This is a genomic window from Mycolicibacterium wolinskyi str. Jessa 2025, from assembly GCF_049241375.1.
GTDB lineage: Bacteria > Actinomycetota > Actinomycetes > Mycobacteriales > Mycobacteriaceae > Mycobacterium > Mycobacterium wolinskyi.
The window spans coordinates 5,680,636-5,705,383 of sequence record NZ_CP185960.1 but is presented as its reverse complement, the minus strand read 5'-3'; the positions used below and the strand labels follow the sequence as shown (position 1 = coordinate 5,705,383).

Annotated in this window: 24 protein-coding genes and 1 pseudogene; 8 read left to right on the top strand and 17 right to left on the bottom strand. The window is 65.2% G+C overall.

What is annotated here, in order from left to right:
* Window positions 1-2: 2 nt before the first annotated feature.
* Genes ACOI2T_RS28220 through ACOI2T_RS28210 form a run of 3 tightly spaced genes read right to left on the bottom strand, consistent with a single transcriptional unit; the run spans window position 3 to window position 3,316 of the window.
* Window positions 3-806, bottom strand: a complete 804-nt coding sequence (locus ACOI2T_RS28220) for an alpha/beta fold hydrolase (protein ID WP_409501938.1) — start codon at window positions 804-806, stop codon at window positions 3-5.
* A 14-nt stretch (window positions 807-820) separates the two neighbouring features.
* A complete protein-coding gene (locus ACOI2T_RS28215; protein WP_409501937.1) occupies window positions 821-1,954 on the bottom strand; it encodes an FAD-dependent oxidoreductase in 1,134 nt (377 codons plus the stop codon).
* Between the two features lie 27 nt (window positions 1,955-1,981).
* Window positions 1,982-3,316 carry a carboxylesterase family protein gene (locus ACOI2T_RS28210; RefSeq protein WP_409501936.1) on the bottom strand — a complete coding sequence of 445 codons (1,335 nt, stop codon included), beginning with the start codon at window positions 3,314-3,316 and terminating at the stop codon, window positions 1,982-1,984.
* A 91-nt stretch (window positions 3,317-3,407) separates the two neighbouring features.
* Here ACOI2T_RS28210 and ACOI2T_RS28205 point away from each other — a divergent pair, with 91 nt between their 5' ends.
* Window positions 3,408-4,001, top strand: coding sequence for a TetR/AcrR family transcriptional regulator (locus tag ACOI2T_RS28205; protein ID WP_409501935.1), 594 nt, complete (start codon window positions 3,408-3,410; stop codon window positions 3,999-4,001).
* On the opposite strand, the gene ACOI2T_RS28200 is transcribed toward ACOI2T_RS28205, so the two are convergent.
* Window positions 3,998-5,473 (bottom strand): 4-hydroxyphenylacetate 3-hydroxylase family protein, encoded by a 1,476-nt coding sequence (locus tag ACOI2T_RS28200; protein ID WP_409501934.1) that lies wholly within the window; start codon window positions 5,471-5,473, stop codon window positions 3,998-4,000. The two genes, ACOI2T_RS28205 and ACOI2T_RS28200, sit on opposite strands and share 4 nt — an antisense overlap.
* Window positions 5,474-5,761: 288 nt before the next feature.
* Here ACOI2T_RS28200 and ACOI2T_RS28195 point away from each other — a divergent pair, with 288 nt between their 5' ends.
* Genes ACOI2T_RS28195 through ACOI2T_RS28185 form a run of 3 tightly spaced genes read left to right on the top strand, consistent with a single transcriptional unit; the run spans window position 5,762 to window position 8,305 of the window.
* Window positions 5,762-7,183: a UbiD family decarboxylase gene (locus ACOI2T_RS28195; protein WP_409502353.1), complete on the top strand. Its 1,422-nt coding sequence runs from the start codon at window positions 5,762-5,764 to the stop codon at window positions 7,181-7,183.
* A 34-nt stretch (window positions 7,184-7,217) separates the two neighbouring features.
* A complete protein-coding gene (locus ACOI2T_RS28190; RefSeq protein ID WP_409501933.1) occupies window positions 7,218-7,682 on the top strand; it encodes a hypothetical protein in 465 nt (154 codons plus the stop codon).
* The gene (locus tag ACOI2T_RS28185; protein WP_409501932.1) at window positions 7,682-8,305 is read left to right on the top strand and encodes a non-oxidative hydroxyarylic acid decarboxylases subunit B; all 624 of its coding nucleotides are present in this window, start codon (window positions 7,682-7,684) and stop codon (window positions 8,303-8,305) included. The genes ACOI2T_RS28190 and ACOI2T_RS28185 overlap by 1 nt, the downstream gene beginning before the upstream one ends.
* Here ACOI2T_RS28185 and ACOI2T_RS28180 read toward each other — a convergent pair.
* Window positions 8,298-9,203 (bottom strand): LysR substrate-binding domain-containing protein, encoded by a 906-nt coding sequence (locus tag ACOI2T_RS28180; RefSeq protein ID WP_409501931.1) that lies wholly within the window; start codon window positions 9,201-9,203, stop codon window positions 8,298-8,300. The genes ACOI2T_RS28185 and ACOI2T_RS28180 overlap by 8 nt on opposite strands.
* Window positions 9,204-9,311: 108 nt before the next feature.
* On the opposite strand from ACOI2T_RS28180, the gene ACOI2T_RS28175 reads away from it, so the two are divergent.
* Entirely contained in the window at window positions 9,312-9,743 is a 432-nt protein-coding gene (locus ACOI2T_RS28175) for a DUF4440 domain-containing protein (RefSeq protein ID WP_409501930.1), read from the top strand.
* 37 nt (window positions 9,744-9,780) lie between these two features.
* On the opposite strand, the gene hcaB is transcribed toward ACOI2T_RS28175, so the two are convergent.
* From hcaB to ACOI2T_RS28155, 4 genes are read right to left on the bottom strand one after another with little or no spacing between them, the layout of a single operon-like run.
* A complete protein-coding gene (gene hcaB, locus ACOI2T_RS28170; protein ID WP_409501929.1) occupies window positions 9,781-10,596 on the bottom strand; it encodes a 3-(cis-5,6-dihydroxycyclohexa-1,3-dien-1-yl)propanoate dehydrogenase in 816 nt (271 codons plus the stop codon).
* Window positions 10,593-10,850, bottom strand: coding sequence for a dihydrodiol dehydrogenase (locus ACOI2T_RS28165; RefSeq protein ID WP_067842824.1), 258 nt, complete (start codon window positions 10,848-10,850; stop codon window positions 10,593-10,595). The genes hcaB and ACOI2T_RS28165 overlap by 4 nt, the downstream gene beginning before the upstream one ends.
* A complete protein-coding gene (locus ACOI2T_RS28160; RefSeq protein ID WP_409501928.1) occupies window positions 10,850-11,374 on the bottom strand; it encodes an aromatic-ring-hydroxylating dioxygenase subunit beta in 525 nt (174 codons plus the stop codon). The genes ACOI2T_RS28165 and ACOI2T_RS28160 overlap by 1 nt, the downstream gene beginning before the upstream one ends.
* Window positions 11,371-12,735 carry an aromatic ring-hydroxylating oxygenase subunit alpha gene (locus tag ACOI2T_RS28155; protein WP_421874865.1) on the bottom strand — a complete coding sequence of 455 codons (1,365 nt, stop codon included), beginning with the start codon at window positions 12,733-12,735 and terminating at the stop codon, window positions 11,371-11,373. Before ACOI2T_RS28155 ends, ACOI2T_RS28160 begins: the two co-directional genes overlap by 4 nt.
* A 259-nt stretch (window positions 12,736-12,994) precedes the next feature.
* On the opposite strand from ACOI2T_RS28155, the gene ACOI2T_RS28150 reads away from it, so the two are divergent.
* Window positions 12,995-15,310, top strand: a complete 2,316-nt coding sequence (locus ACOI2T_RS28150; protein WP_409504663.1) for an ATP-binding protein — start codon at window positions 12,995-12,997, stop codon at window positions 15,308-15,310.
* Here the strand turns inward: ACOI2T_RS28150 and ACOI2T_RS28145 are convergent.
* The 3 genes from ACOI2T_RS28145 to ACOI2T_RS28135 form a co-directional block, all read right to left on the bottom strand.
* A complete protein-coding gene (locus ACOI2T_RS28145) occupies window positions 15,295-16,500 on the bottom strand; it encodes an oxidoreductase (protein WP_409504662.1) in 1,206 nt (401 codons plus the stop codon). The two genes, ACOI2T_RS28150 and ACOI2T_RS28145, sit on opposite strands and share 16 nt — an antisense overlap.
* A 51-nt stretch (window positions 16,501-16,551) precedes the next feature.
* Window positions 16,552-17,244, bottom strand: a complete 693-nt coding sequence (locus tag ACOI2T_RS28140; RefSeq protein WP_409504661.1) for a DUF2848 family protein — start codon at window positions 17,242-17,244, stop codon at window positions 16,552-16,554.
* A 69-nt stretch (window positions 17,245-17,313) separates the two neighbouring features.
* Entirely contained in the window at window positions 17,314-18,105 is a 792-nt protein-coding gene (locus tag ACOI2T_RS28135) for an IclR family transcriptional regulator (RefSeq protein WP_409504660.1), read from the bottom strand.
* Between the two features lie 689 nt (window positions 18,106-18,794).
* Here ACOI2T_RS28135 and ACOI2T_RS28130 point away from each other — a divergent pair.
* A pseudogene (locus tag ACOI2T_RS28130) lies at window positions 18,795-18,935 on the top strand (CopY family transcriptional regulator); the annotation flags it as partial.
* 90 nt (window positions 18,936-19,025) lie between these two features.
* On the opposite strand, the gene ACOI2T_RS28125 reads toward ACOI2T_RS28130, so the two are convergent.
* The 5 genes from ACOI2T_RS28125 to ACOI2T_RS28105 form a co-directional block, all read right to left on the bottom strand.
* The gene (locus ACOI2T_RS28125; RefSeq protein WP_409504681.1) at window positions 19,026-19,325 is read right to left on the bottom strand and encodes a DUF5078 domain-containing protein; all 300 of its coding nucleotides are present in this window, start codon (window positions 19,323-19,325) and stop codon (window positions 19,026-19,028) included.
* Between the two features lie 150 nt (window positions 19,326-19,475).
* Entirely contained in the window at window positions 19,476-19,805 is a 330-nt protein-coding gene (locus ACOI2T_RS28120) for a DUF732 domain-containing protein (protein ID WP_409504659.1), read from the bottom strand.
* Complete coding sequence (locus ACOI2T_RS28115; RefSeq protein ID WP_409504658.1) at window positions 19,805-20,335, bottom strand: universal stress protein; 531 nt, start codon at window positions 20,333-20,335, stop codon at window positions 19,805-19,807. Before ACOI2T_RS28115 ends, ACOI2T_RS28120 begins: the two co-directional genes overlap by 1 nt.
* Window positions 20,336-20,379: 44 nt before the next feature.
* Window positions 20,380-21,822: an MFS transporter gene (locus ACOI2T_RS28110; protein WP_409504657.1), complete on the bottom strand. Its 1,443-nt coding sequence runs from the start codon at window positions 21,820-21,822 to the stop codon at window positions 20,380-20,382.
* Window positions 21,823-22,210: 388 nt separating this feature from the next.
* The gene (locus tag ACOI2T_RS28105) at window positions 22,211-23,251 is read right to left on the bottom strand and encodes a DMT family transporter (RefSeq protein ID WP_409504656.1); all 1,041 of its coding nucleotides are present in this window, start codon (window positions 23,249-23,251) and stop codon (window positions 22,211-22,213) included.
* A 408-nt stretch (window positions 23,252-23,659) separates the two neighbouring features.
* Here ACOI2T_RS28105 and ACOI2T_RS28100 point away from each other — a divergent pair, with 408 nt between their 5' ends.
* Window positions 23,660-24,226 (top strand): carboxymuconolactone decarboxylase family protein, encoded by a 567-nt coding sequence (locus ACOI2T_RS28100; RefSeq protein WP_067842846.1) that lies wholly within the window; start codon window positions 23,660-23,662, stop codon window positions 24,224-24,226.
* The last annotated feature ends 522 nt before the right edge of the window (window positions 24,227-24,748 follow it).

Sequence of the window (24,748 nt, the reverse complement as noted above, 5' to 3'; positions counted from 1 at the left end):
GATCAGCATTCGCTCAGCAGGTCGGTGAGCTCGGCCGCGACGTGTTCGGGCAGTTCTATTCCGGGGAAATGAGTTTCGCCGGGCAGGCGGGTGTAGCTGAACCACGGGTTACGGCTGCGGAATTCGTCGTGCAGTGCGTCGTACTCGGGCACCTTCGGATGGGAGAAGACATGCCGGATCGGGCGCGGCTGGCTGAGCTTCTCCATCCGCCCCATCGGGGACCCCCAGGTGTTGTAGGCGTTCTCGATGACGCGACAGGCGCGTGACCACATGTCGAACCCGAAGCCGCCGGCCTCATGTTGCATGTGATAACGGACCGCGGGATTGTCGCTGCCGTCGAGCCAGGACTGCACGAGTCCGTCCCGGCCGGCCAACCACGTCTCGCGCTGCTGGATCGCGTGCAGACCGGCGACGAACTCCGGCGGTGCGGGTGTCATGATCAGGTCGAGGATCATCACCGCCGGCACTCGATCGGGACCCAGTTGCTCGGCGATGTCCAGCGCGGCCCAGCCGCCGTGGGCGTGTGCGACGGGCACGAACGTTTCGATCTCCAACGCGTCCAGCAGCGCGATGGTGTCGGCGACCTGCTCGGCCACCCCGAAGTCACCCACCGCGGTGCGGTCGGGGCCATGGCCGCGCCAGCACACCCGGACCACACGGTGTTTCGGAATGAGATGCGGGACCAGCCGATCGAAGGCACGGTGGTCGTGTGCCCATCCGGTGAGCGGGACGATCACCGGCCCCGGTTCGAGTCCCTCGTCGACGAACGCGATCTGGACGCCGTTGACGGTCATCGTGTTGGTCATGCTGTTCTCCTCATCTAGACGGTGGCGGCCGATTGCCGCCGGGCGGTGGACAGGTGCAGGTCGGAAAAGCCGGGTACGCGGCCAACCGTGGACAGCAGCGGCACGCGCACGGCATCGGGGATGTGATTGAGCAACCGCATGCCGTACGACGTGCGCTGTGTCCGTTCGATCTCGGGGCGGGTGTGCCGTTCCCAAGCCTTGAGCGCACCGGGAACCCCGTTGCCGGGGCGGCTCACCGCAGTGGCCAGCGCGATCGCGTTGGTCATGGCCGTTCCGCCACCCTGGCCCAGATAGGGCGGTTGGGCATGCGCGGCGTCGCCGAGGAACGCGACCGCGCCTCGCGACCACGTCGACAGCTGCACGAATTCGAAGGTGTCCCAACGGATCGGAACGTCGGCGGTGGCGTCGAGCAGCGCCGACAGCATCGGGAAGCTCCGTTGCCATTGCGCCACGTTCACGCGCGATCCGTCGATGGCCGGATCGCCCGCATCGCAGACCAGGGCGAGGTAGACCCACTCCGGGGTGCACGGCGTGTACAGCAGCCGGCGCCGGCCCTGGAAGAACTCGAGGTGCTTCACCCGATCCTCGTCGGACAGATAGTCGGCCGAGGCCGGGATCATCAGCCGCGCCGCCCCCTGCGTCATGCGGATCCGGTGGTAGGCCAGGTCGAGGCTGTCGCGCAGCCGTGAGTGCACACCGTCGGCGGCGACCACCAGTTCGGCAACCTCGGTGTGTCCGTCGTCGAAAGCGACTGTCCCGTTCGCGTGGACGGCAGTGGCCACCGAGTCGGTGACGAGTTCGACGCCGGCGTCGCGCGCGGCGTTCACCAACGCGCGGATCAGTACTTCTCGCAGCAGGGTGTAGCACCGGGCCTGGCCGTCGCCGTTGATGTCGATGCGGTACAACGTCTTTCCGCGGTGTGACCTGGCTTCGGCGGCCGGGCCGATGTGCGCGCCGTGGGTGGCCTCGTCGAACGCTCCGATCGATTCGAGAGCGAGCAGGCCGTTGTCCCAGACATAGATACCGGCACCGACCGCGCGGATCTCGGGTTGGCGCTCGTGCAATCGGACATTCCAGCCGCGTCGGGCAAGTGCGGTGGCGGCGGTCAATCCGCCGATGCCGCCGCCGATGACGGTGGCATTGCTCATGGTGGCCTCTCTGTGTCGATTGGGTGGTCAAGGCAGTGCGTGCACGCGCCGGGACCCGGGCCGGTGCATCCGCCAGTCCCCGGAGATCTCGCCGGTGCTGACGAACTGGCCCCAGTGTTCGCGGGTGCGCGCGCCGATCGCGGTGATCTCGCCGGCGGTCAGCGGCGACACCATGGGCGCGTTCTTCCAAGCCTCGCCGTCACCGAACAGCAGCGGGAGTTCGATGCAGTGGCAGGCGCCGAAGGGGTTCGCGGGATGCAGCGATCCGACGCGGTAGCGGTACACGCCCGCCCCGGCGTCGGCGAGCAGATCGGCGAGTTGGTCTGTGGGTTTGTCGAAGGCCTTGGCCTGTACTGCTTTCTGCGCGATCAGAGCGAGGGGCTTGCCGATCACCGGAACGCGGCGCAGTGCCGAGAAGAACGGGTGCGGACCGTAGAAGGCCGCCATCTCGTCGGCGGTGGTGCCGATCAGGACCCGTAGGTCAGCGGCCCGCTCGATGACGGTCTGCCGCCATTCCGGCTCGTCGGGCAGGGGAGTGATCCCGCTGACCGGTCGCAGCGGGGGTGCCGAATTGAGTCCGAGCCGCCCGGCCAGCCGACGGGCGGCACGGGCCTGCGCGTCGAGAATCTCGGCGTCGGTCGTCTCGCGGGGATCGGTACCGAGTTCGCCGAGGACGACGTCGGCCACCCGCTGCGCTTGATCCGGACTGTGGAATGCGATGCCCAGCGGCGCGCTCTGGATGATGACCTGGTCGAAAAGTGTTCGAGTACGGTCGATCCCGAGCATGGCGACGACGGATTGCGCGCCGGCGGACTGGCCTGCGACCGTGACCCGCGACGGGTCCCCGCCGAACTCTGCGATGTGGTCGCGTACCCACTCCAGTGCGGTGATCTGATCGAGCAGCCCCAGGTTGCCCGGCGAAACGCCGGCGGCGCGCAGATAGCCGAAGGCGCCGACGCGGTAGCTGACGGCGACGACCACAACGTCGGTTTGCCGTACCAGGTGGTCGGCGTCGTAGAGATTCCACTCGCCGCTGCCGGACAGGTAGGCCCCGCCGTGCAGCCAGACCAGCACCGGCCGGGAGCCCGGTTCGGCGCCGGCCGGCGCGGTGACCGTGACGCGCAAGCAATCCGGGCTCTGCCGGTACCGGGCCGGTGCGCCCATGATCGCTTCCAGACGCGACGGCAGTTGGGGTGCGGCCGGGCCACGGTCAGTGGCATCGAACATGCTGTCGGCCAAGGGGATCGGCCGGGGCGGCCCGAACCTGTCAGCCTGCGCGTAGCGAATTCCGCGGAAGATCGCGATGTCACCGGACCGACGGCCGCGCCACCGGGCTGACGCGGTCAGCGCCTCGTCGTGCATGTATCCCACCTTCTATCGCAAGTTGACTTGCGATATTGCCAAGGTAGGCGTCGCGCTCGCGTATCGCAAGTTGGACTGCGATAATGGGGTCATGGTTGATCGGCCGAATCCTGACCGGCAGGTGCGCGGCGCCAAGCTCCGCGCGCTGGTCCTGGATGCCACGATCGCCCGAATCGAAGAGGTCGGGATCGACAACGTCCGCATCGCCGACATCGCCGAAGCGGCGGGAGTCCACGAGACGTCGCTGTATCGGCGATGGAAGACGCTGTCGCGGTTGCTGGTCGACGCGTTGGTCTCTCGTACCGCAGCGGAGATCCCGATACCCGACACCGGCTCGGTCGAATCTGATCTGGAGACCTTCACCGCCGATCTCGCCCGGTTCGCCCAGACCCGCGCGGGGACGGCGATGATCCGCAGCACCGTGGTCTCGGACACCGATCCCGAAGTTGAGGCCGCCCGCCGCGAATTCTGGCTACAGCGCTTATCGGCTGCCGAGGAGATCATCAAACGCGGGATCACCCGCGGCGAGGTCGCCGCCGATACCGACGCACAGCTGGTGGTGCTGACTCTCGGCGGGCTGGTCCACCTGTACGTCAGCCATATCGGCGACCCGATCCCGGCGGACCTGCCCCAGCGGGTGGTGCGCCTGGTCCTGCCCGGGATCACGCCGAAATGGTCGGCCTAAATGAAAGCCGGTGCCTGTTCGTCTTTTTCGGCGGCCTCGGCAATTCGCAGCAGGGGATCGACCAGTGACTCCGACATCTCGAACTGTGCCACGTCATGGTCGAGTTGATAGGAGCGCGCGGCCGAGCCGAGGTAGAACCGCTCGTACAGTTCGTTGCGCCCGCCCAGTGCGGTTCCGGCGAAATCCCAGGCGGCCCGGAACAGCCGGACCCGTTCCTTGGCATCGAACCGGTTGGCGCCCTGCAGATACTTGTCGAGCAGGGGGCGTAGTTCCGGATTGTCGAAGGCGGCCTCGGACGGTGTGGCGAGCAGGTTGTGGGAGCCGAGCAGCTTGATGATCTCGTTCACCCTCGGGAACCACTGTGGCAGCGTCGGACGCAAGGCCCGGAACGGACGCTCGTCGCAGAACCAGATGCCGTTGCCCCACTCTCGCGCACCCGCCTCCGCGGCGACCAGCAGTGCGCGCGTCATCTCGGCGTACGTCCACAGTTCGCCGAGCAACTCCTTGGTACGCGGGTCTGACGCGTTGATCGACTTGCAGAACCTGCTGACCAGCTCGTAGGCGAAGCGCAGCTTGGCCTCGGCGCGAATCGTGGTCTGCTGCATGATGTTGGCGGTCCAACCGTTCATCATGGCCGCGTTCCACACCTCGGTGTTGCCGTCGATGAACACGCGGGTGCGCGGGATCTCGACATCGTCGAAGATCAGGAAGGCATCCTGTTCATCGAAGCGTCCCGAGAAAGGCGCGTCGAAATGGGCCATGTCGGTCGAGAATGCATCCCGGCAGAGAAGTCTGAGCCCGGGGGAGGCGATGGGTGCGGAGAACGCGATCGCGTACTTGTGTGCGTCTTTGGGCAGCGGCTGGCCCGGGTAGACCGCGACCTCGTCCGAGAACGGGGCGAGTGTGCTGAGCACCATCGCGCCGCGTACCACGATGCCGTCCGCGGTGTCGGCGACCTTGTGCAGCGCCATCTGGCCGTCGGCGGCGGCGAGGTCGCCGATGCCCTTGTCGACGGTCGGCCGGATGATCGCATGGGTCAGCGCGAGATCGTCACGGGCGAGATCGGCCTGGAATCGCACGAGATTGGCCGCGCCTTCTTCGTTTCCGTTGCGTGACCAGACGTCGGACCGCCCGGCATGGCCGGCAAGGGAGACGTTGACGTAGTCGGGCGACCGGCCGAGCAATCCGACTGAATACCGGGCCGCGTGTGCCAAAGCCGTTCCACGGCGCGCGATGTCCTCGCGCGAGCGGGGGATTAGATGGCTGACGTTGGTCGGTTCGCCCGTCTCCGGATGCGTGAACAGGCAGTCGCCGGCGTAATCGTGCTGCAGGTCGTACAGGCCCGCCACTGACTGCACCGCACCCGCGAACGGTTCGTATTCCGTTACGTCGGAGACTCGTTGGCCGCCGATCCACACCTCGCGTCCATCGCGCAGGCCTGCGATGTACTCCTTGCCGGTTCGTGCCGCCATTCCGTCTCCTCCGATGGTGGTGATGCGTTCTCGGTCGTGGGCCGCCTCGGTGTTCGGACCCATCGGCCTTGGTGACGACGGTAAAAACCGCCGGTGGCCGCGGCAATGGCGCTGGTCCGGCAGTCGGAACGGCAACTATCCGTGGAACGGATGGTATGTATCCGAACCATCTATTGGACAATTGACACCTAGCGCCAGCAAGGTGGAAGTACCGGCCCGTCTGCCGGGCACGATTCGCGAAACAGATTCGGATGCAAGGGGTTATGCAGCATGGCGGTTTTCCGCGACCTGCGGCACTACATCGACACGTTGACCGACAAACTCGGTGCCGACGAAGTGCAGACGATCAAGGGTGCCAACTGGGATCTCGAAATCGGTTGCATCACTGAGCTGTCGGCTGAGAAGGAGGGCCCGGCACTGCTTTTCGACGACATCCCCGGATATCCATCCGGCTATCGTGTCTTCACGAACTTCATGGGGACCGTGTCGCGCTGCGCGGTGGCGCTGGGTTTGCCTGCCGAAACCCCCGCGATGGACATCATCCGCGCCTGGAAAGATCTCGGTAAGCGCATCGAACCCATTCCTCCCGTTGAGGTTTCCGAGGGAGCCGTCCTGGAGAACGTACTCGAGGGCGACGAGGTCGACCTGGGGATGTTCCCGGCGCCAAGGTGGCACGACGGGGACGGCGGACGCTACATCGGAACCGCATGCATGGTCATCACACGCGATCCCGACACCGGCTGGGTCAACGTCGGCACCTACCGCGGATGTGTACAGGGCAAGGACCGGCTGTCGCTGTGGATGCTGGGGAACCGGCACGCACTCGCGATCGCGAAGAAGTACTGGGATCGGGGCGCGGCTTGCCCCATCGCGGTCGTGGTCGGTTGTGACCCCATTCTGACCACCGCTGCCGCCATCGCGGCTCCGTCGGGGGTGTGCGAGTACGACGTCGCAGGCGGCCTGCGCGGCGTCGGCGTCGAGGTCATCGCCGCGCCCGGCACCGGTCTGCCGATCCCGGCCAACGCCGAGATCGTCTTCGAGGGCGAGATGCCGCCCGTGGAAGAGGAATCGGCGCACGAGGGACCGTTCGGCGAATGGACCGGATACTTCACTCACGCCGGAGACGAGACGGTCGTGCGCGTGCAGCGTATCCTGCACCGGGATTCGCCGATCATCCTTGGTGCCCCACCGATGATCCCGACCGTGCCCGCAGGCGATCAGGCGGTTCCCTTGTACTCGGCGTCGGTGACCTGGGATCACCTGGAGGCGTCCGGTGTACAGAACATCAGGGGCGTATGGGCGTATGCGCGTCAGCTCATGATGGTGATCTCGATCGAACAGACAGGTGCGGGCGATGCCATGCATGCGCTGCTCGCTGCGGCAGGTCGTAAGCGCACCGGTGGAGTCGACCGCTACTTCGTTGTGGTCGACGAGGACATCGACGTCACCGACATCAATCATGTGCTGTGGGCGCTGTTCACGCGTGTCGATCCCGCCGAATCGATCCACGTGTTGCGGACGCCCACGACCGCGATCGACCCGCGGCTTTCGCCGGCCAAGCGGGACGCCGGTGACATGTCGATGGGAATCGTGTTGATCGATGCGTGTAAGCCGTTCGCGTGGAAGGACTCCTACCCACGGTCGAACCGGTTCGACGAGTCGTACCGCGCCGAGGTTCGTGATCGGTGGAAGGCGACACTGCCGCTCTGACGGAGTCGAGGAAGGTGGAAAGTGGTGGAAAGTGATGATGCCGAAGGTGCCCGGTGAGGTTTCCGAGATGCTGCGCGGGTTCCCTGATGTGGACACGCAAGAACAGGCATTTGCGTTCCTGACGGTCGATACCGGCGGCTATCCGCACGGTGCGTTGCTGTCTCGCACCGAGCTCGAACCCAGTGACGACGACGCGGTGTTGTTCGCGGTCGTGGCGAGCCCCCGAACCCGCGCCAATCTTCGGCGTACTGGGACTGCGGCCCTGATCGGCGTCGACGGCACGACCTGTCATCACCTGAAGCTGCGCATGACCGGGTCGCTGGCCGACCGTGGAGTTCTCGGTTGCGTCTTCACCGTTGTCGAGCACAAACGTGACGATCTCGGAATTCCATTGCAAGGTATGCAGTTCCACACATCCTCGGAGCTCGCGCAACGAGAGGACTGGCCTAGGACACTCGCCATGTTCGCCCGGCTCCGCGCAGTACACGAGCCGGCGTGATGACTGAATCGACGATCCGCATCATCGTGGGGGTCAGCGGCGCGACCGGCGCACCGTTCGCGGTGCGCCTGCTGGAGACGCTACGCGAGATGCCCGATGTGGAAACCCATTTGGTCATGAGCACCTGGGGCAGATCGAACATTGAGGTGGAGAGCGACCGCACGGTGTCCGAAGTCGTCGCCTTGGCGGACGTGACGTACAAGCTCGGTGAGCAGGGTGCGGCGATCTCGTCCGGCTCGTTCCGCACTTCCGGGATGATCATCGTGCCGTGCAGCATGAGGACGCTGTCCGCCATCCGCTACGGACTGGCTGACAACCTCATCTGTCGTGCCGCCGACGTCGTGCTCAAGGAGGGACGGCGGCTCGTGCTGGTGCCGCGCGAAACCCCGCTCAACACCATTCACCTGGAAAACATGCTCGCGTTGAGCACGATGGGGGCGCGCATCGTGCCGCCGATGCCAGCCTTCTACAACCATCCACAGTCGATCGCCGACATCGTCGAACATGTGGTGGTGCGCATTCTCGATCAGTTCGGGCTGGACGCGCCGCAGGCGAAGCGCTGGCGCGGACTGGGCGCGGCGCGTCGAGACCGGCCCACACGCATCGGCCGCGGCCTCAGCTAGGCTTTCTGCGGCGACTGTTCGAAGACATGGTCGCCGCATGCTCGACGAACGCCTGGGCCGCCGGGTTCACGGTCGGGCGGTCGCGCCAGATAAGCCCGAGCCGGCCCGGCGGCAAGTCGTCCACGCGTACGCCGACGAGCCGATCACTCTGCGTAAGCGCCGATTCCGGCACCAGGCCGACGCCGAGTCCCTGTTCTACCAGTGCCACCAGCACATCGGGGTCACTGGCCTCAAAGGCGATCCGCGCGCGCACCCCGGCACGTTCGAGACCGCGGTCGAGTTGCCAACGCAATCCAGAACCTTCGGGAAGCGCGATCAACGGATGCTCAGTCAATTCCCGCAGCGACACTTCGCTTTGACGAGCGAGGGTGCTCGACGGTGGCAGGATCGCGATCACGGCCTCACGATGCAGTTCACGAACTTGCATGCCGTGGGTCGTCGCCTCGGTGAGGCTTGTGAACGCCACATCGAGCCGTCCGTCGGAAATGTGTTGCGTGAGCATCGAAGCAGAATCTTCGACGAGCGACAGGTCGACGCCGGGATGCATGCGATGAAATGAGGCCAGCAACTGAGGAAGGTCGATGCTGCGCGGCGAGATCGACGTTATCGTCCCGATGGCCACCCGGCCGTGCAGCAGACCGGTCAGACCGTCGATGGCGGCGCGCCCTGACGCGAGCGCGTCCATGGCAGCACGCACATGGGGGAACAGGGTCTCACCGGCGGCGGTCAGCTTCACCGCGCGGGGATGACGCTCGAACAGTCGCTGCCCGACTTCGCGTTCGAGAGCCTTGATGTGCGCGCTGACGCCGGACTGCGCGAGGTGCAGACGCAATCCGGCCGCGGTGAACGTGCCCTCCTCGGCCACCGCGATGAAGCACCGCAACTGGTGGATGTCCATTCTCAGCCCAATGTAGCGCTCCGTTGAGTTTCGGTACTTCGACCCTGATGAAGGCCGAGGTCTTCACAGTACCTAACCCGTTCCGTACCAAGCGAAATAGGAGAAACAATGCCTGATTATCACGCGAACGAACCGGATGCGATTGCCGAGGTACTCGCGCAGTATCCGCGGATGAAGGACGCGATCGTCAACCGCGACTATGCGGCACTGGTGGACCTGCACGATGTCGAGTTTCTGGGCGCCGAGCTTCCCGGACACCTCATCACCGCCGAGGAGCACATCCAGACGGCGATGAATTCTCGCGACCTCGAAATGGAGTACTTCGATCTGCGGGTCAAGACTTTTGGTGACATCGCCCTGTGCTGGGGTAAGCAATCTCTCAAAGGCAAACTGGATGGCAATGACCCGGGTACGTCACCGGCCATGGCTCGCAAGGTCGGCACCGACGGCGTGTTCTGGTCGATGCTTGTCGTATGGCGACGCACCCAGGGGCGATGGCGTCTGCTGTCCTATCAGGTGACACCCCTCGACGAGATGTGAAACACCAGAGCGGGTCGCCTATCCAAGAGTGGGAAACTCAAGAGATCAGTTCCCCGCCAAGCGGAACCAGGCCGCGACTGTGTAGGCCGCCGTCGGAGTTGATCACACACCCAGTGACCGACTTCGTGCGTTCCTTGCATGCGAGATACACGTATGCCCAGGCATGATCGGCAGGTTCGGACGCGACCTGCAATGGGTTGGTGCGACGTATCAATGTGGGCAGGTCCGGCATGTCGATCAGCCGCTGTTCGCCGGTGGCCGTTGCTTCCAGCCCGCGCAACGGGGTGACGGTGCCGCCCGGTGCCACCGCGTTGACCCGGATGTCCGGCGCCAGCTCGAAGGACAGTTGCGCCAGTAGACCGCGTACGGCGAACTTCGAACCCGTGTAGAGCGGGCCGCCGCCGCCCGGCAGGTAGCCTGCGTTGGAGATGGTCAGGACGACGTTGCCCTGGGACTTCTTGAGCTCGGGCAGAGCAGCTTTCACGGCCAGCAATGTGCCCTTGACGTTCACGTCGAACATCTCGCTGAACGCCGCGTCGAGGTTGTCCTCGGGCAGGCTCTCCAGCGAGGTGAAATAGTCGAAGATTCCTGCGACGGTGACGAGCACTTCGATACCACCGAACTCGTGTACGGCCTCTGCGACGCATCGCTGGTGATCGCCATACCGTCGCACATCTCCTTCGGTGGCCCACACGTTCTGCCGGGTACGGAGTTCGGCTACCGCATCGGTGTCGCGGTCGAGCACCGAAACCTGCGCGCCTTCGGCGACGAACCGGTCTACGACCGCGCGCCCGATTCCGGTGCCGCCTCCGGTGACCAGCACCGTCTTGCCAGCGAGCCAGCCATCGGTCACAGTGTCGTCCGTTCATCGGATCGCACGAAATCGGGTTCTGCGACGCCGAATTCGGTCCGCGAGGGGCCTATCGATCCCTCCAGCATCCGCGTGAAGGTGTCGGTGGTCTGCCAGGTCAGCGCTTCCAGCTCGACAGGGTCCAGCCGGATGCTGGTGCCGCGCCGGGGCGAGGTGATCTGCAGGCGTTCGCCGTTGCCGGTGCTGACGACTTCGAGGACGACATCGGCGAATTCGTTGCTCAGACGTGTCGTCATCACAGGAAGATTCCCAGGTTCGCAGTCACCAACGTGGTGTGGGCGAGGTGCACGGTTCGGCGGGCCAGGCGCCATCCGTCGGCGGTTTCGCGGAGTACATCGAAACGCTCGCCGACCAGGATGTCGTAGTCCACGAGGTCGCCCTGGGCCCGATAGCACAGGAAGTTGCTGCGCACGCTGTACTCGTCGTCGCCCAGCGGGTCGACGCGCACGTTGGTGATGAGACGTTGGGTGCGCGACGGCGGGTCCTCGGCGTACGCGTGCTCGGTATAGAGGCGCGCCACCCGCATTTTCATCGATGCGAGGGTGTCCTTCATGTGAAAGCCCGTCGGGGAGAATTCCAGTTCGCGGGCCTCGGGTCCCCGCGTCACCCGGATGGGCATCAGGTACACCAAGTCATCGGCGAGGCCGCCGAGCCACAGGTCGAATTCGTGGTGGTCCAGGTGTTCGGCTTCCAGGTACAGAAAACGGGCACAGTCGGCCGTGACGTCGCGGGTCAGTTCGGGTTCGGTGTCGATGGTCATGCGTGGGCTCCCTTCGCGGCCCGCTCCTCTTCTGGGATGGTCATCTCGCGCAGCCACCGGCGATAGAAGGCCCGTTGCGGTGCTTCGCCGAGGGCGGTGGTCGTGGCGATACCGGGGTACTGCCACTCCGAGTCTGCGGCGTAATCGCTCATACCGTCCAGCCCGAGTTGGAAATTGAAGCGCATACCGTATTTCCGCGCGAAAACTGATTTCCCGGCTTGCGGGGCGCCGCCCCACACCACGGTGTCGTCCTGCTCGAGGATGCCGGCCGGGCCGTGCATGCTCAGGCCGGCGACGTAGGCGTCCTCGTTCAAGCCGGCGGGTGCGGTCTTCCAGCCGAGGGTCCAGTTCCAGTTGACGATTCCGTCGGGTCCGACGGGTTGCCACTGCCGTAGGTGGGTGAAGACCATCGGCGGTGCGTCGGGATGCGGCGCCGCGGGTACGCGAACCAGACCGAAGTTGGGGAAGATGAGAAAGGTTGTCGCCGAGTGGTTTTCGACGAACTGGCGTTGCAGTGGCGTCAGTCGGTCGAGCTGGAAGGTGTCGGCGATCTCCGGCGGGTAACCCGACGTGTGCCACGGTGGGGGAAGGAAGCCGTTGTTGACGATCATGCCGTGGCCGTGGTCGAAGTACACATGCCGGGACACGCCTTGCGGGCCCGCGCCGCCGGTCTCGATCCTCGGGAACATTCCGACATCCTCGGCGGAGCGGTGCAATGAAGGCACGTGGTAAGCGTCGGCCATGAAGTTCTCCGCACCCGACTTCCAATTGGCGGGTACCCGCCAGCGGTGCGGTTCACCGATGGCGGTCATGCCCGAGTCGTTGAGACCGAGCAGAACGTCGAGATACCAGCGCATGTCGCCGAGGTACTCGTCCAGTGTGGGGGCGTCGGGATCGAGCGCCGCGAACACCAGGCCGTGCACCGAGTCCACGTGCGGGGCAGCGGCGAGCCCCCAGTTTCCGGCATCGAGCTTCTTGTATGCGCTTTTCCGGTAAGGCGCGCCGCTCCATTCGCCGGTGTTCTTGAAAACCCATGAGTGATAAGGACAACGGAAATGCGAGGTGTTCCCCTTTTCCACCCGGCACACGGTGCTGCCGCGGTGCGTGCACTTGTTGAACAGCACATGGATCAGACCGTCCTCGTCGCGTACGACGATGAATTGGTCCTGCCCGATATAGCGGAGTACGTAGTCACCCGGTTCGGGGATCTCCGACTCGTGGGCGACAAAGCACCAGCAGCGCGCGAAAATGCGTGCCAGCTCCCGTTCGTAGAGGTCGGGATCATTGAATATACGTGGTGATATCACGCCGCCGGCGAGGTCGGATGCGGCGTTGCGGAGGAATTCCGATATCGAATCCATTGATTCGGGCCGAACCGCGGAATCGCCATTGCGTAACTGCTCGATCAACGTTGATTCTCCTTGAGTGAGGGACAGTTATCGACGAATGCCCGATAACCTATGAGCGGAATGGATGTGGATCCAAGTGGCGTGGTCCGGAGCGTGGAACAGCGCGGGAATCTTTCTGAATCATCGTTTGCCAGCATCGATTTGTGTCGGGTGGCAGCAATAATTGGCTATCGTTCCAACGGAGAGCACCACCTATGTGCGAGGTCAGTCAATGGAGAACACGCCGCCTTCGGGGCCGCGCCACCAGCTGCCCGCCGACCTGACGAGCCTCGTCGGGCGCCGGGCCGAGGCGGCCGAGGTTCGCCGGTTGTTGGGCTCCTCGCGGTTGGTCACCTTGATCGGTATCGGCGGTGTCGGAAAGACTCGTCTTGCCGTGCACGTAGCCCGCAAGTCGCAACGGGCCTTCAGTGACGGCGTGGCCCTGGTGGAACTGGCCGGCGTCACCGATCCCGGCCTGGTGGCTCTCGCCGTCGGAGAGTCGCTCGGGCTCGCGGTGCGGCACCAGGACGTCGTATGGGCGCTGACCGAGTATCTGCGCGCCCGCGACCTACTCTTGGTGCTCGACAACTGCGAGCACCTTCTCGATCAGTGTGCGGTGCTCGCGCGAAATCTGCTGTCCGCCTGTCCAACCTTGCGGATCCTGGCGACCAGTCGCGAAGCGCTGCGAGTAGGCGGGGAGCACGTTTTCGTGGTCCCGCCGCTGGCTGTGCATCGCGGCGACGCGGATCGGGACCCGGCCCCGACCGAGGCCGTCCAGCTGTTCGTCGAGCGGGCAGGCGCGGTGGATCCGGGCTTCCGGATCACCGCCGAGAACTCCTCGGACATCGCGGAACTGTGTTCCCGTCTGGACGGTCTACCGCTGGCGATCGAGCTCGCGGCGGTCCGAATGCGCGCGCTCACGCCGGCCGCTCTGCTCGATCGGCTCGACCATCGCCACGACCTGCTCACTGTCGGCGACCGCTCGGCCGCACCACGTCATCACTCCCTGCGGGCGGCGCTGGAATGGAGTTATGAGCTGTGCTCGGAGCCGGAACAACGACTCTGGGAACGGCTTTCGGTGTTCTCGGGCTGGATCATGCTCAGCGCCGCGGAGTGTATTTGCAGTGACGACGTCCTCCCGCGGGAAGATATCGCGGGACATCTGTCGGCACTGGTCGACAAGTCGATCGTGGCGCGTCACGTCGCCGAGGGGCACCAGGGTTACCGGTTACTCGAGACGGTCGCCGAATACGGCAGGGAGCAATTGCGCTGCCGCGGTGAAGAACTCGCCGTCCGCAACCGGTATCACACCTATTACCGCCGACTCGCGCACGAATTCGAAGGCCAGTGGTTCGGCCCCGACCAGCTCGCTCTGGTCGGGCGGATGAGAAACGAACAGGTCAACGTTCGTGCGGTGCTCGGGGCGATGCTCGACGACCCGGACGGTGGGCGGGCCGCGCTGCAGATGGCGGCGGACCTGTTCTGGTACTGGCTGGGCTGCGGCCAACTCCGCGAAGGCAGGCATTGGCTGGACCGCGCACTGGCAGCCGACGCTTCGGTGAGCTCGGAGCGCGCGGCGGCGCTGTGGGGGAACGGGTATATCGCGATTGCGGAGGGCAAAACCGTCGTGGCGTTGCAGATGTTGCGAGAAAGCCAGTCTCTCGCCGAAGCTCTCGGCGACACCGTCAATCTTGCACATGCAACACATTTCCGAGGTGTGGCCGAACACAATCTCGGCAACACCGCGCTCGGCACCGAGCTCATCCGTGAAGGCTCGGTACTGGAGGAGGCCGGGGGACCGAGCCTGCATCACGTGCTCGCACAGGAGCAGATCGGCTGGTTGCACTGTCGGCGGCACGACCCGCAACAAGCGGTGGAGGTGCTGGGCCGATGTCTGTCGGAATGCGACCTCAGAGACGAGCGCTGGTTGCGGTCCTGGATCCTGACGTTCCTGGGGCTGGCAAACTGGATGCTCGGCCACATGGACGTCGCCGAACGGCAGCTGCGGGAAGCGTTGGCCGGTAAGGCGCTCTTCCACGACTCGCTCGGCACTGCCGTGGTCATTGAACTGAGCGCATGGCTCGCGGCCGGCCAAGGTGAGCCACACCGAGCCGCGCGTCTGCTCGGCGCGGCGCAGCGCGCCTGGGAACCCATCGGTGACTATCCGGGCGGCTTCGAACTGCCGAACTGGAACGACAAAATATCGGCCGAGTTGCGAGCGACGCTCGGCGAGGACGTATTCGACAGGCTGCTGGCCGAAGGCCGCGGGATGAGCATCGACAACGCCGTCGGCGAGGTCATGGGTGATACCGAGCCGGCTCCACAGGCGCCGTCCCTGCGGGATCGAGCTCTCGCCAAGCTGAGTCGCCGGGAGGCCGAGGTGGCGGGCATGGTGGCCGAAGGAATGACGAACAAGCAGATCGCACAGGCGCTCGTGCTGTCACTGCGCACCGTCGAGAGCCACGTGGAGCACATCTTCACCAAGCTCGGGGTGCGGTCCAGGACGCAAGTGGCGGTGCTCTACGCCGCTGATCAGCTGCCGCGCTGAACGTCAGAACATCGTTCGGTTGGTGAGGACACCTGTGATGCCGCGGGCGTGCGCGGGATCCATCCAGGTCGGCTCAGCAAGTACTGCACCATCCGTCCGGGTATCGTCAGCGCGGTCTCGATGTCGTTGCTGTCGGCCGGCAGGTGAGTTCGAACACTTTGGTGTTGACCGGCTTTCATCTTGTCGGCCCATTCCGGGTCGATAAGGGCGGCGCGGCCGACCGCGACGAGATCGGCGCCTGCATCCAGCGCTTCACGGGCATCGTCGAGCGTTCGGATGCCGCCGCTGGCGACGACGGCGCTGCGGCCTGCGACCGCGGCCGCGATCGCCGTGATCGGATTGCGTGATTCGACGGCTTCGCGACTCTTGGTCCAGTCGCGATCCTCCGGCTGTGGCGAGTTCCTGCGGAAGTCGTCCATGGAGATGTGTACATAGTCGAGTCCGCCCTCGGCGAGTTGGTCGCACAACAGCGCCGAATCGTCGAGCGTGTAGCCGCCGGCCTCGGATTCGAATGGCGTTACCCGGAATCCCACTGTCACAGCGGGGCCGACCGCTTCCCGCACCGATTCGGCGACCGCGAGGGGGAAGCGCGTCCGTCGGGCCGCATCACCGCCCCAGTCGTCGGTGCGCTGATTCGCTCGCGGCGAGAAAAACTGATGGATCAGATAGTGATTGGCTCCGTGGATTTCGATCCCGTCGAACCCGGCCTGCACACCGAGAGCGGCCGCGCGCCCGAATGCGGCCACCAGGTCATCGATCTCGCTGTTGTCCAGCTCGCGTGGCGTACGGGCATCGGGGCGCGCAGATGGAATGGGTGACGGTCCGCGGATCCCCCCGGGGCCGACCAGGTCCGGCATGGCGATGCGCCCGCCGTCGTAGACCTGCAGCAGGGTGAGCGCGCCGCCGCGACCGATCGCCTGTGCGACTGCCCGCAGGCTGTCCAGCTGATCAGCTGTCGAAGCCCCGATGCCCTGCCAGGCCCGTCCGTCCCGGTGGACATATGCGCACGATGTCACGGCGGCTCCGAACTCGGTGGCTCCGCGGCGGTCCAGATAACGCAACTCGTCCTCGGTCACGCGTCCCTCGGGGTCGGACGAGTTCGTGGTCATCGGTGCGAGCACGAAGCGGTTTCGCAGTGTCGCTCCGGAGGCGAGGCGTAGTGGTGACCAGGGGTCGGTGATCGTGCGCATGGCGGCTCCTTGTGGCACGTCTGCGAGGAAGCGTTGAACGGTCACGGTCTCTCAATCGACTGCCGGGGGCGTCTGCCGTACCGAGTAGGACAGTGAGATCGCCTCGTCGGTAACGGGATCGCGTAGTTCCACACCCCATCCGGTGCTGAACTGGTTGACCTCGGGACGCATGGGGATGGTTCCGGACATCAGCACGGTGCCGGGGTTCAGGAGGTCGCGCGAGCGCAGCTCCTCGATCCAGAACAGTGGTGAAAGCAGCTCGGTGAGTGTGCCCTGTTGGATCACATCGACGCCGGTCTCGGTTTCGACGGTGCCGGTCAGGGTGAACTCGTCGAGCCGATCGGCGATGGTGGACAGGCGCCAGGCCCGGCGGGCCAGCACGTCCGGAGCGGCCTGCTTGCTCCAGGCCACCCCGTGTTGTTCGAGGCGCCGATCGGTGTGGTCACACGCCGCGGTGAGAAGCAGATCGTCGGGTCCGGTTCCGGCGACCACCAGCGCCCACTCTGCCTCCCCCGAGGTGAGCTCGTGCTGGACGTCGATGTTCTCGGTCTGCATCGCCAGGTAGGAGGCGATGGGGTAGATGCACGGGATACGAGTGGGAGCGGGCACGCCCAGCTCGGCGAGTTCGTTGATGTGAGCGGTCACGTCGGCTTTGCTGCGACCGGCGTATCCGGCGTTCAGCAGTGTGTCGACGTCGACGATGACCGCTTCGTCATCGCGCAGCGTGAAGGTGAGCTGTGGCATGGGTGTCCTGACTGTCGATGGTGTACTTGGTGCGTGAAGCGGCGTACCACAGGATGTTTCGAACGCAGATCAGCGCGCTGCTCGCCGCCAGGTGGCTTGCTGCACGTGTTTGGCGATACCCGCAGCAGCTGCCCGGATTGCGGGTGCGGCGTCGGCAGGCCGGAACCGGTGTACCGGTCCCGATATCGAGATCGCTGCGACGACACCGCCCGACCAGCTGCGGACAGGCGCCGCAACACAAGTCAGACCCGGCTTGCTCTCCTGTCGGTCGTACGCCACACCAGAACGCCGGACGGCGGCCAGGTCGCGATTGAGCTGCGCAGGGGAAGAGACACTCAACGACGTGGCGGGGCGCAAATTCGCCGAGATGCGCGCGACGACGCCCTCGTCGCCGAATGCCAGTAGCGCCTTACCGATCGCGGTGTTTGCGGCGGGGAGTCGGCCCCCGACGCAGGCGGGCGAGTTCACCCCGTTGTGTCCATGGATCTTATCGATGTACAGGACATCGTGGCCGGTCAAGATTCCCAGATTCACTGTCTCATGGGTTATCTCGTACAAGTCGAGGAGGTGTGGCAGTGCGACGCGGCGCAACTCATGATTGTTCGGTTTGCTGCCGATGGCGGCCAGCTCGTTGAGCCGCGCTCCCGGGGAGTACTCGGTGCCGCGTTTGGTGACCATGTCCCAGTCGACGAGGACGGCGAGCAGCCGGTGTGCGGTCGATTTCGGCAGGTGTGCTCGACGGGCGATCTCCGAGACTCCCATCGCCGGGCGATTCGGCGTGAAGCAACTCAGCAGGGCCAGGGCCTTGGCAACCGAGGTGGATGAGTCCGGGTCCAGCGGACGGCCGGCTACCAACTGCACGGCGGGGGTTCGATGCCGTGAACGGGACGGCGGGGACACTACAGTGGGGCTGATCGTTGTCATGGTTGCCTCTCTGTCGCGAAAGCGACGTCCTTCCTCAATCCAGCCGTGCCGTCCCGTCCCGCTCTCGGATGGGCTGGCTAGAACTGGGGCTACAGTTCCGCGGGGAGCGGCCCGATGTGCGGCGCTCATGAATCCGCCTGGGGCCCGACGGTAGGGCACTAGTGGTGCGGGTCACATCCGGGGAATTACCGAAAGACACCTACCTAACGACTGGCGGCAGCAGGTAAAGCTGCCGTGACCTGCGGTCGGTATCGCGCCGTCGCTGGACAAATCCGGACCGCGTTGCGGGCCAGGGGGTCTGAGGAGTTCGCAGCGGCGAGCAAGTTGTGATGCCGAGGTCTAGCCGTGCTTGATGCAGGTAGTTCAACGGAGGCGTGCGAAGGGGCGGCGAATTGCGTATAGCAGGGGCATGGGTGTCGCCGTAGGCGGCCCGCGATATCGGTCAACCCGATGCCGGAAGGAAGGGGTCGGTTGCCGAGTATGGCCTGCCAGTCGCGACCGTCCGCCGGTGCACGATGCGGGCGCAGGCTGTGCGAAAAACTATTGTGTGGCTTGCTTATTCGACAGTGCTCGAGCCGCATGTTGAGCAACCCCATCGCGGATGAGTAGCATCCGATTGCGGCCAATCGTGCGTGCGCTCGGTGGCGCTGAGCCCTCTCGATGAGCACGTTGACCACTGTGTGACGAGCGCTGTCACCCGGGGCGGTGACGAGGCCAATGCGACGCCGGCCGAGGCCTCACCGGCAATCGCACGCCTCGTACGTTCCCGACCGCTGCCGGCGATAGGCCCGTTCCAGTCGGGCTGCGCCACTGGTCATTCCGTGACGTCGTGATGCGCACCCGGGCAAGCTATAGCGTCACCAGACCCAGACCGACATGTCGCCGGGCGGGTAGTTCATGCAGACCGAGGTGGCCGCGGCGGCGACGCCCTTGTTGTTGAAGAAGATCTTGGCCCAGTTCGGCCAGTTCCAGGCCAGCTGTTCGTAGAACGCGTTGGTCGCGGTGTTCTCGGAGTATTGGCGCCGGCCGGCGTAATCCATGGAGAAGAACCAGTGGATGCGGTCCTGGACGGCGCGGTGCACCTCGGGGGACTTGTTGTTGTAGTCGATCATGTAGCGCTCGTAATAGACCGGGTTGGTGTCGCGGGTGGCGGCCAGGATCTGCTCGGCGGTGCACGGGGTGTGCAGGATCCTGCGCGGGATCGGGTAGTCCTCGGTTGCGTCGGCCGCCGCGGTAGGGGACAGGTCAGCGTGGCGGCCGTGGCCAATGCGGCCAGGCTCAGCTTCTCGAGTTTCATGGTGTGTTCCCTACTGTTGCGTGAGCAGCACGCGTTTGTCCGGGCAGTAGTAATTCATTGCCGCACCGAGGAATTGGTAGGCTTGCTCGGTGCTGGAGCCGCGCGGTAGTTGGTCGGCGACGAACTTGGCCGAGTCCGCGGCATGGACGTCGACACCGCGGTCGAGGCGTTTGCAGGCGATCTTGCCGATCCAGGCGTTGAAGTCTTTCTGCCCGTAGATCCCGTAGACGTGCAACTCCCTGGCGAAGTCGCTGTCAGGATCGGCCTGCGCAGGTGCCGCGAAGGTAAGCGCAGCCATACCGGTAAGCAACACGGCCGCCCATGTCTTCTTCAACGTCATCAATTCATCTCTGGCCGAGGAGTTTCCGGCGCAACCGGCTCGGACGCCGGCTTGCTCGACCGCTGGCGGGCGGAGGCGACCGCCTCGGACGGTACGACCATGGTTGGTCGGCGGGCATGATGGAGCACGTTTACCGATGTGCTGCCGAGCACGGCCGACCACAGCCCACGGCGGCCCCGGGAGCCGAGAACGATGAGGGCCACGTCGATCTCCTCGGCGGCCTGCACGATCGCCTCCGATGCGGTGGACATTCGGGACAGCACCCGTGGCTCGGCGTCCAAACCGGCGGCGCGCGCACGCTCCGCGCCTTCGAACGCGATTCGTTCGGAGGCGTCGAGGCTGGCTTTTTCAACGCCCCGAAGGTCCTCCAGGGCGCGATGCCCTTCGAGGTGAGCAGCGAGGCCTTCCAGCGGCTGGCGGGCATACAGGACAACCGCTTTGGCGCCAGGGAGCAGCCTGGCCACCTCGGCAATCGCCGTGCGCGCGTCGGCAGAGCCGTCGTACGCGATGAGAACACGGGCTGTGGTCATGGTGATCCTGTCTCTAGAGGTGCGGGGTGTGATCGGCCGCGCATTCAGGCGTGTTCTGCCGCGGATTCGCCGTCGGGAATGGAACTTTCGAGCTGAGGGGTGCGGAGAGTCAGCGCAGCGATCACTGCGCCTGCCAGAGCAATCAGACCGGCTCCGAGGAAGGCGGACGAGAAGCCGTCGGTGAGCGCGGACGGGTCGCCGAGCCGGTCCGCACCGTAGGAAGCGGCGACGGCAGTCATGGCCGCCAGGCCGAGTGCGGAACCGATCTGGTAGCTGGTGTTGACGATCCCCGACGCCAGACCGCCCTCTTCGGGCCGAGCGGACGAGATGGCAGTTCCGAGCGAGGGAATGAAGGCGAGCGACATACCGAGTGCCGCCACCAGCGATGCGGGCAGCACGTCGGCCCAGAAGTTGCCATCGGGCCGGATGAAGGACAACCAACCCATTCCGATGGCGAGAATCACCAGGCCGGCCACGATCATCGTCTTTGGCCCGAAACGGTTGATCGCTCGCGGTGCGAGGGCGATCATTCCGATCATGATGAGGATCGTCATCGGCAGCAGGGCGGCACCGGACGGAAAGGCGCTGTAGCCGAGAACCTGCTGCAGGTACAGGTTCAGGAAGAACCACATCGGGATCCATGCAGCGCCAAGCAGCAGCTGTGCGATGTTGGCCGCACCCAGGTTCGGCGTACGGAATATGGACAGGCGCATCAACGGTTCGCGACGGGATGCCTGTACTCCGATGAAGATTCCAAGCAGGACGACCGAGATGGCGAGCACGCCCCACGTCTCGATGGAGTCCCATCCGACTTCAGGAGCCCGGACGATGGCGTACACTGTCGCGCCAAGTCCTGCGGTGACCGTGGCCGCGCCGGTAACGTCAACCGTGCCCCTCACCCTGGCACCGCCAGCCGGCATCAGGACAGGCACGGCGGCCAGTGCGAGCACTGCGACCGGAATGTTGATGAAGAAAACCCATGGCCACGACATGTATTCGGTGATCAGTCCGCCGAGAAACACACCGGCCGTGCCACCGGCTGGGGCCGCGGCGCCGTACAGCGCGAGAGCCTTGGTCAGCTCCCGCGGGTCTGAGCCGAAGAACATCATCAACAGAGTCAGGGCCGACGGTGCGATGAGCGCCGCGCCCGCTCCCTGCACGGCACGGCCGGCGAGCTCGACGCCCACGTTTCCGGCGAGGCCGGCCACAGCAGACCCGACCAGGAGGATGCCCCACCCGGCGCTGAACATCCGGCGCGCCCCGAAGAGGTCAGACAGACGACCGCCCAGTAAGAGCAGACCGCCGAGTGCGACCACGTAGGCGTTGAACACCCAGGACAGATTCTCTTGCGAGAAGCCGAGATCTTCCTGAATACGGGGCAATGCGACACCAATGATCGAGGTGTCCATGATGACGATGAACTGAGCTGTGGCGATCAGTGCGAGCGCCCACCAGCGTCGAGAGTGGGGCGGTGATGCGATTGACATTCCGTTACCTCATACCGGTAAGGGTATGCAGCCGTTCCTGGCCAGATACCGGGAGTTCGAAAGGTGCGTGTTCGCGTCGATCACGGTCCGTTGTACGACGCGGTTGATACCCTACCAGGGTATGGTACTTAGGCAAGAGCTGCTGCCCGCGGACCCGCTCCGTGCAAGTGAAACGGCTGCAGTCGGCGCGTGCCCGACGGTGAAGTGGGCACCCAAACCACTTGTCGCACTGAAGTTTCCAGAAGCGGCCGTTGTCAACGCCATTGCCCGCGTGGTGATCTCGACACGCGCGATTGACGAAACTGGTGACAGGTTGCAAGTTCGGCAATGACCGAAAACTCTTCGGCACTATCGGTTGCCTTTGTGCGGCATCGCCTTTGATCCAGCGCTATTTGGGTGCCGCAGTAGGTCGGGTGATGCGCGGCTTGTCGAAGGTGAGGAGAACAACGCTGGTGCTGATGACCAGCAGTCCCAGCAGCAGGGCCGGCGTGAGTGGTTCGCCGAGCCAACCCACGCCGAGTCCGGCGCCGGCGACCGGGACCAAGAGGGTCACGGTGGAAGCGGCGACGGGGCCGGCGTGGCGGATGATCCAAAAGTAGAGCAGGTAACCGCAAGCGGTGGCGCCCAGCCCGAGCACCGCGACCGCTGTGATCGCGGCGGCGGTCACAGGCCCTGGCGGTGCTGCCGCCCAGGTGGCGCCCACGGTTACGGGAATCAACAGCAGTGTGGCGGCTACTTGTTGGCCCAGCGCCAGAGTCATCGGTGCAGTGTCGGGGAAGGCTCGACGGGCATAAGTGCCGCCCAGGGCGTAGGACAGTGCTGCCGTCAGGGATGCCGCCGCGGCCAGGGCGGTGCCGGTGTCCGGTGTTAACGAGGCTCCGCCGAGCAGGATGACAACACCGAAGACACCCGCGGCCACACCGAGTGTCCGGCTCCAGGTTATGCGCTGACCGAGCCAGGCCGCTGCGACCAGGATGGTGAACATCGGGGTGGTGGCGTTGAGGATCGCTGCCATCGAAGCGTTGAGCCCAACGATGGCGGTGGCGACCAGCGTCAGGGGGATCGCGACGTTGAGGGCGGCCAGTAGCGCGAATGCTCCGAAGCGTTTTGACACCCCGCGCCAGAGGTCGCGGCGGACGGCGGCGATCAGGGCGAGAACGACCGCGGCCACCGCCAGCCGGATGTGGGTCGTTCCAACCGGGCCGAAAGCTGGTGCCGCGACCTTGATCAGCGGGAACGCGCTACCCCATAAAGTGCCGAGCAGTAGCAGGGCGCCGACGATCAGTCCCGAACGGCGCTTGTCGGTGGTCGGGGAGGGGGTATCGAAGGTGCGGCCGCCTTCGCCCTCCGGCGCGGTTCGTATGCATCGCGCGTGGTCCTCCTTGCGGTGGATGTAGCCGTGCGACATGTGGTGTTCGCGGGCTTGCATCTGCTGCCTCTCACTCCGGGTCGCTGGCAATGCCGTACTGCAACACGTACCCCCCTAACGCATTACGGACGATACCCTACGGAGGTATGGTACTAAGAGGCTGGCTCTGGCTTCGCCGGCCAAAGGGAATCTGCTGTCGCCCGGTCAAAACTCAGCCGAAACACTGTTCACCACTCCCCGGAAGGACTTCGTATGGCCACCATGCGCCCTCTTTTCATCGCGGTCAGGCGATCCACGACCACCCGTCGTGTGTTGCACTGCGTGGCCGCTTGCGCCGTCAACATCGTGATGGCCGAGCGTCGGACGCAGGGCTCCTGCTCGCCCGACAGCTGCCGCTAGACAAGCCCTGTGTCTCCCGGCAACAACCACCAGGTGCGTCCCTGACACCCGCTAACGAAGGAGCAGTTGATGACACGGTTTCCCCGACTCACCCCGGATACCGCTCAAGGCGCCGCGCGGGACCTTCTCGGCGGTCTCGTCGCCAGGCACGGCGAAATCGGCTCCATGGTCGCCACGATGGCCCACTCACCTGCCGTCCTGGGCGGCTACCTCGACCTGAGCCGGGCAACGAAGCGATCCAAACTGCCCCGGCACATCACCGAACGCATTTCCATTGCGGTGCAACACCGCCAAGGGTGCGCCCTCTGCCTGGCTGCGCACATCAGCGGAGCGCGTGCTGCAGGGGTGGATGACTCGGAGATCGAGTACGCGCGCGAAGGGACTTCCGCCGACCCTGCGATCGCCGCGATCGTGGCATTCGGTCTTCAGGTCTACACCGCACCCGCCACCATCACCGATGGCCAGATCGCCGGCCTGCGCCACCACGGGTACACCGATCGGCAGATCATCGACGTCGTCGGCATCGTGGCTGTCAACGTCCTCACTGGGGCCTTCAACCTCGTCGCAGGCCTTCAGCCCACCGAAGTTCCCGGCTCGCACCAAACTCACACCGCGGTCGAACGACCACTCGGTTAACCCTGGCGCCCTCACCGGGGTGTCGGTGGTCCGCCGCCGTTGGTGGCGGGCGATCCGCCTGTGCGAGGTGGGCTCAGTGGAGGATCGGCGCAAGCTTCCTGATACCCATACGGGTATAGCCTCGGTCGCCTGCGGGGCGAAGAACAGGTTGCCTTCCCGTTGTTGGTCGATGGAGATCCTGTCCAGGCCTTCGGAATCGGCCCGCATGCCGAGCGGTGCAGCAAAGGGCTTGTGCCGACACCTCAGCCGCGACGGTGGTTGGCTGGATCGACCGCTGTTTGCAGCCTTCCGTGCTGGCGGCTGCCTCAGTATGCGATGAATGTCCAAGTGGCTGCGAGTATTTCGATGTCGATCCGAAATATCTGTTCACGATGGATTTGGGCGATCCGCCACCTCGCGGCGCGCGCGTTGCGCTGCGGCACAGACTTCTCGGCTGCCCATCGCGATCAGCGTGGCCAAAACGTCGCCGCCGCAATGGTTGCTGACAGATGTGCATCCCGCAGCGCTCGGCATTCCTGACGA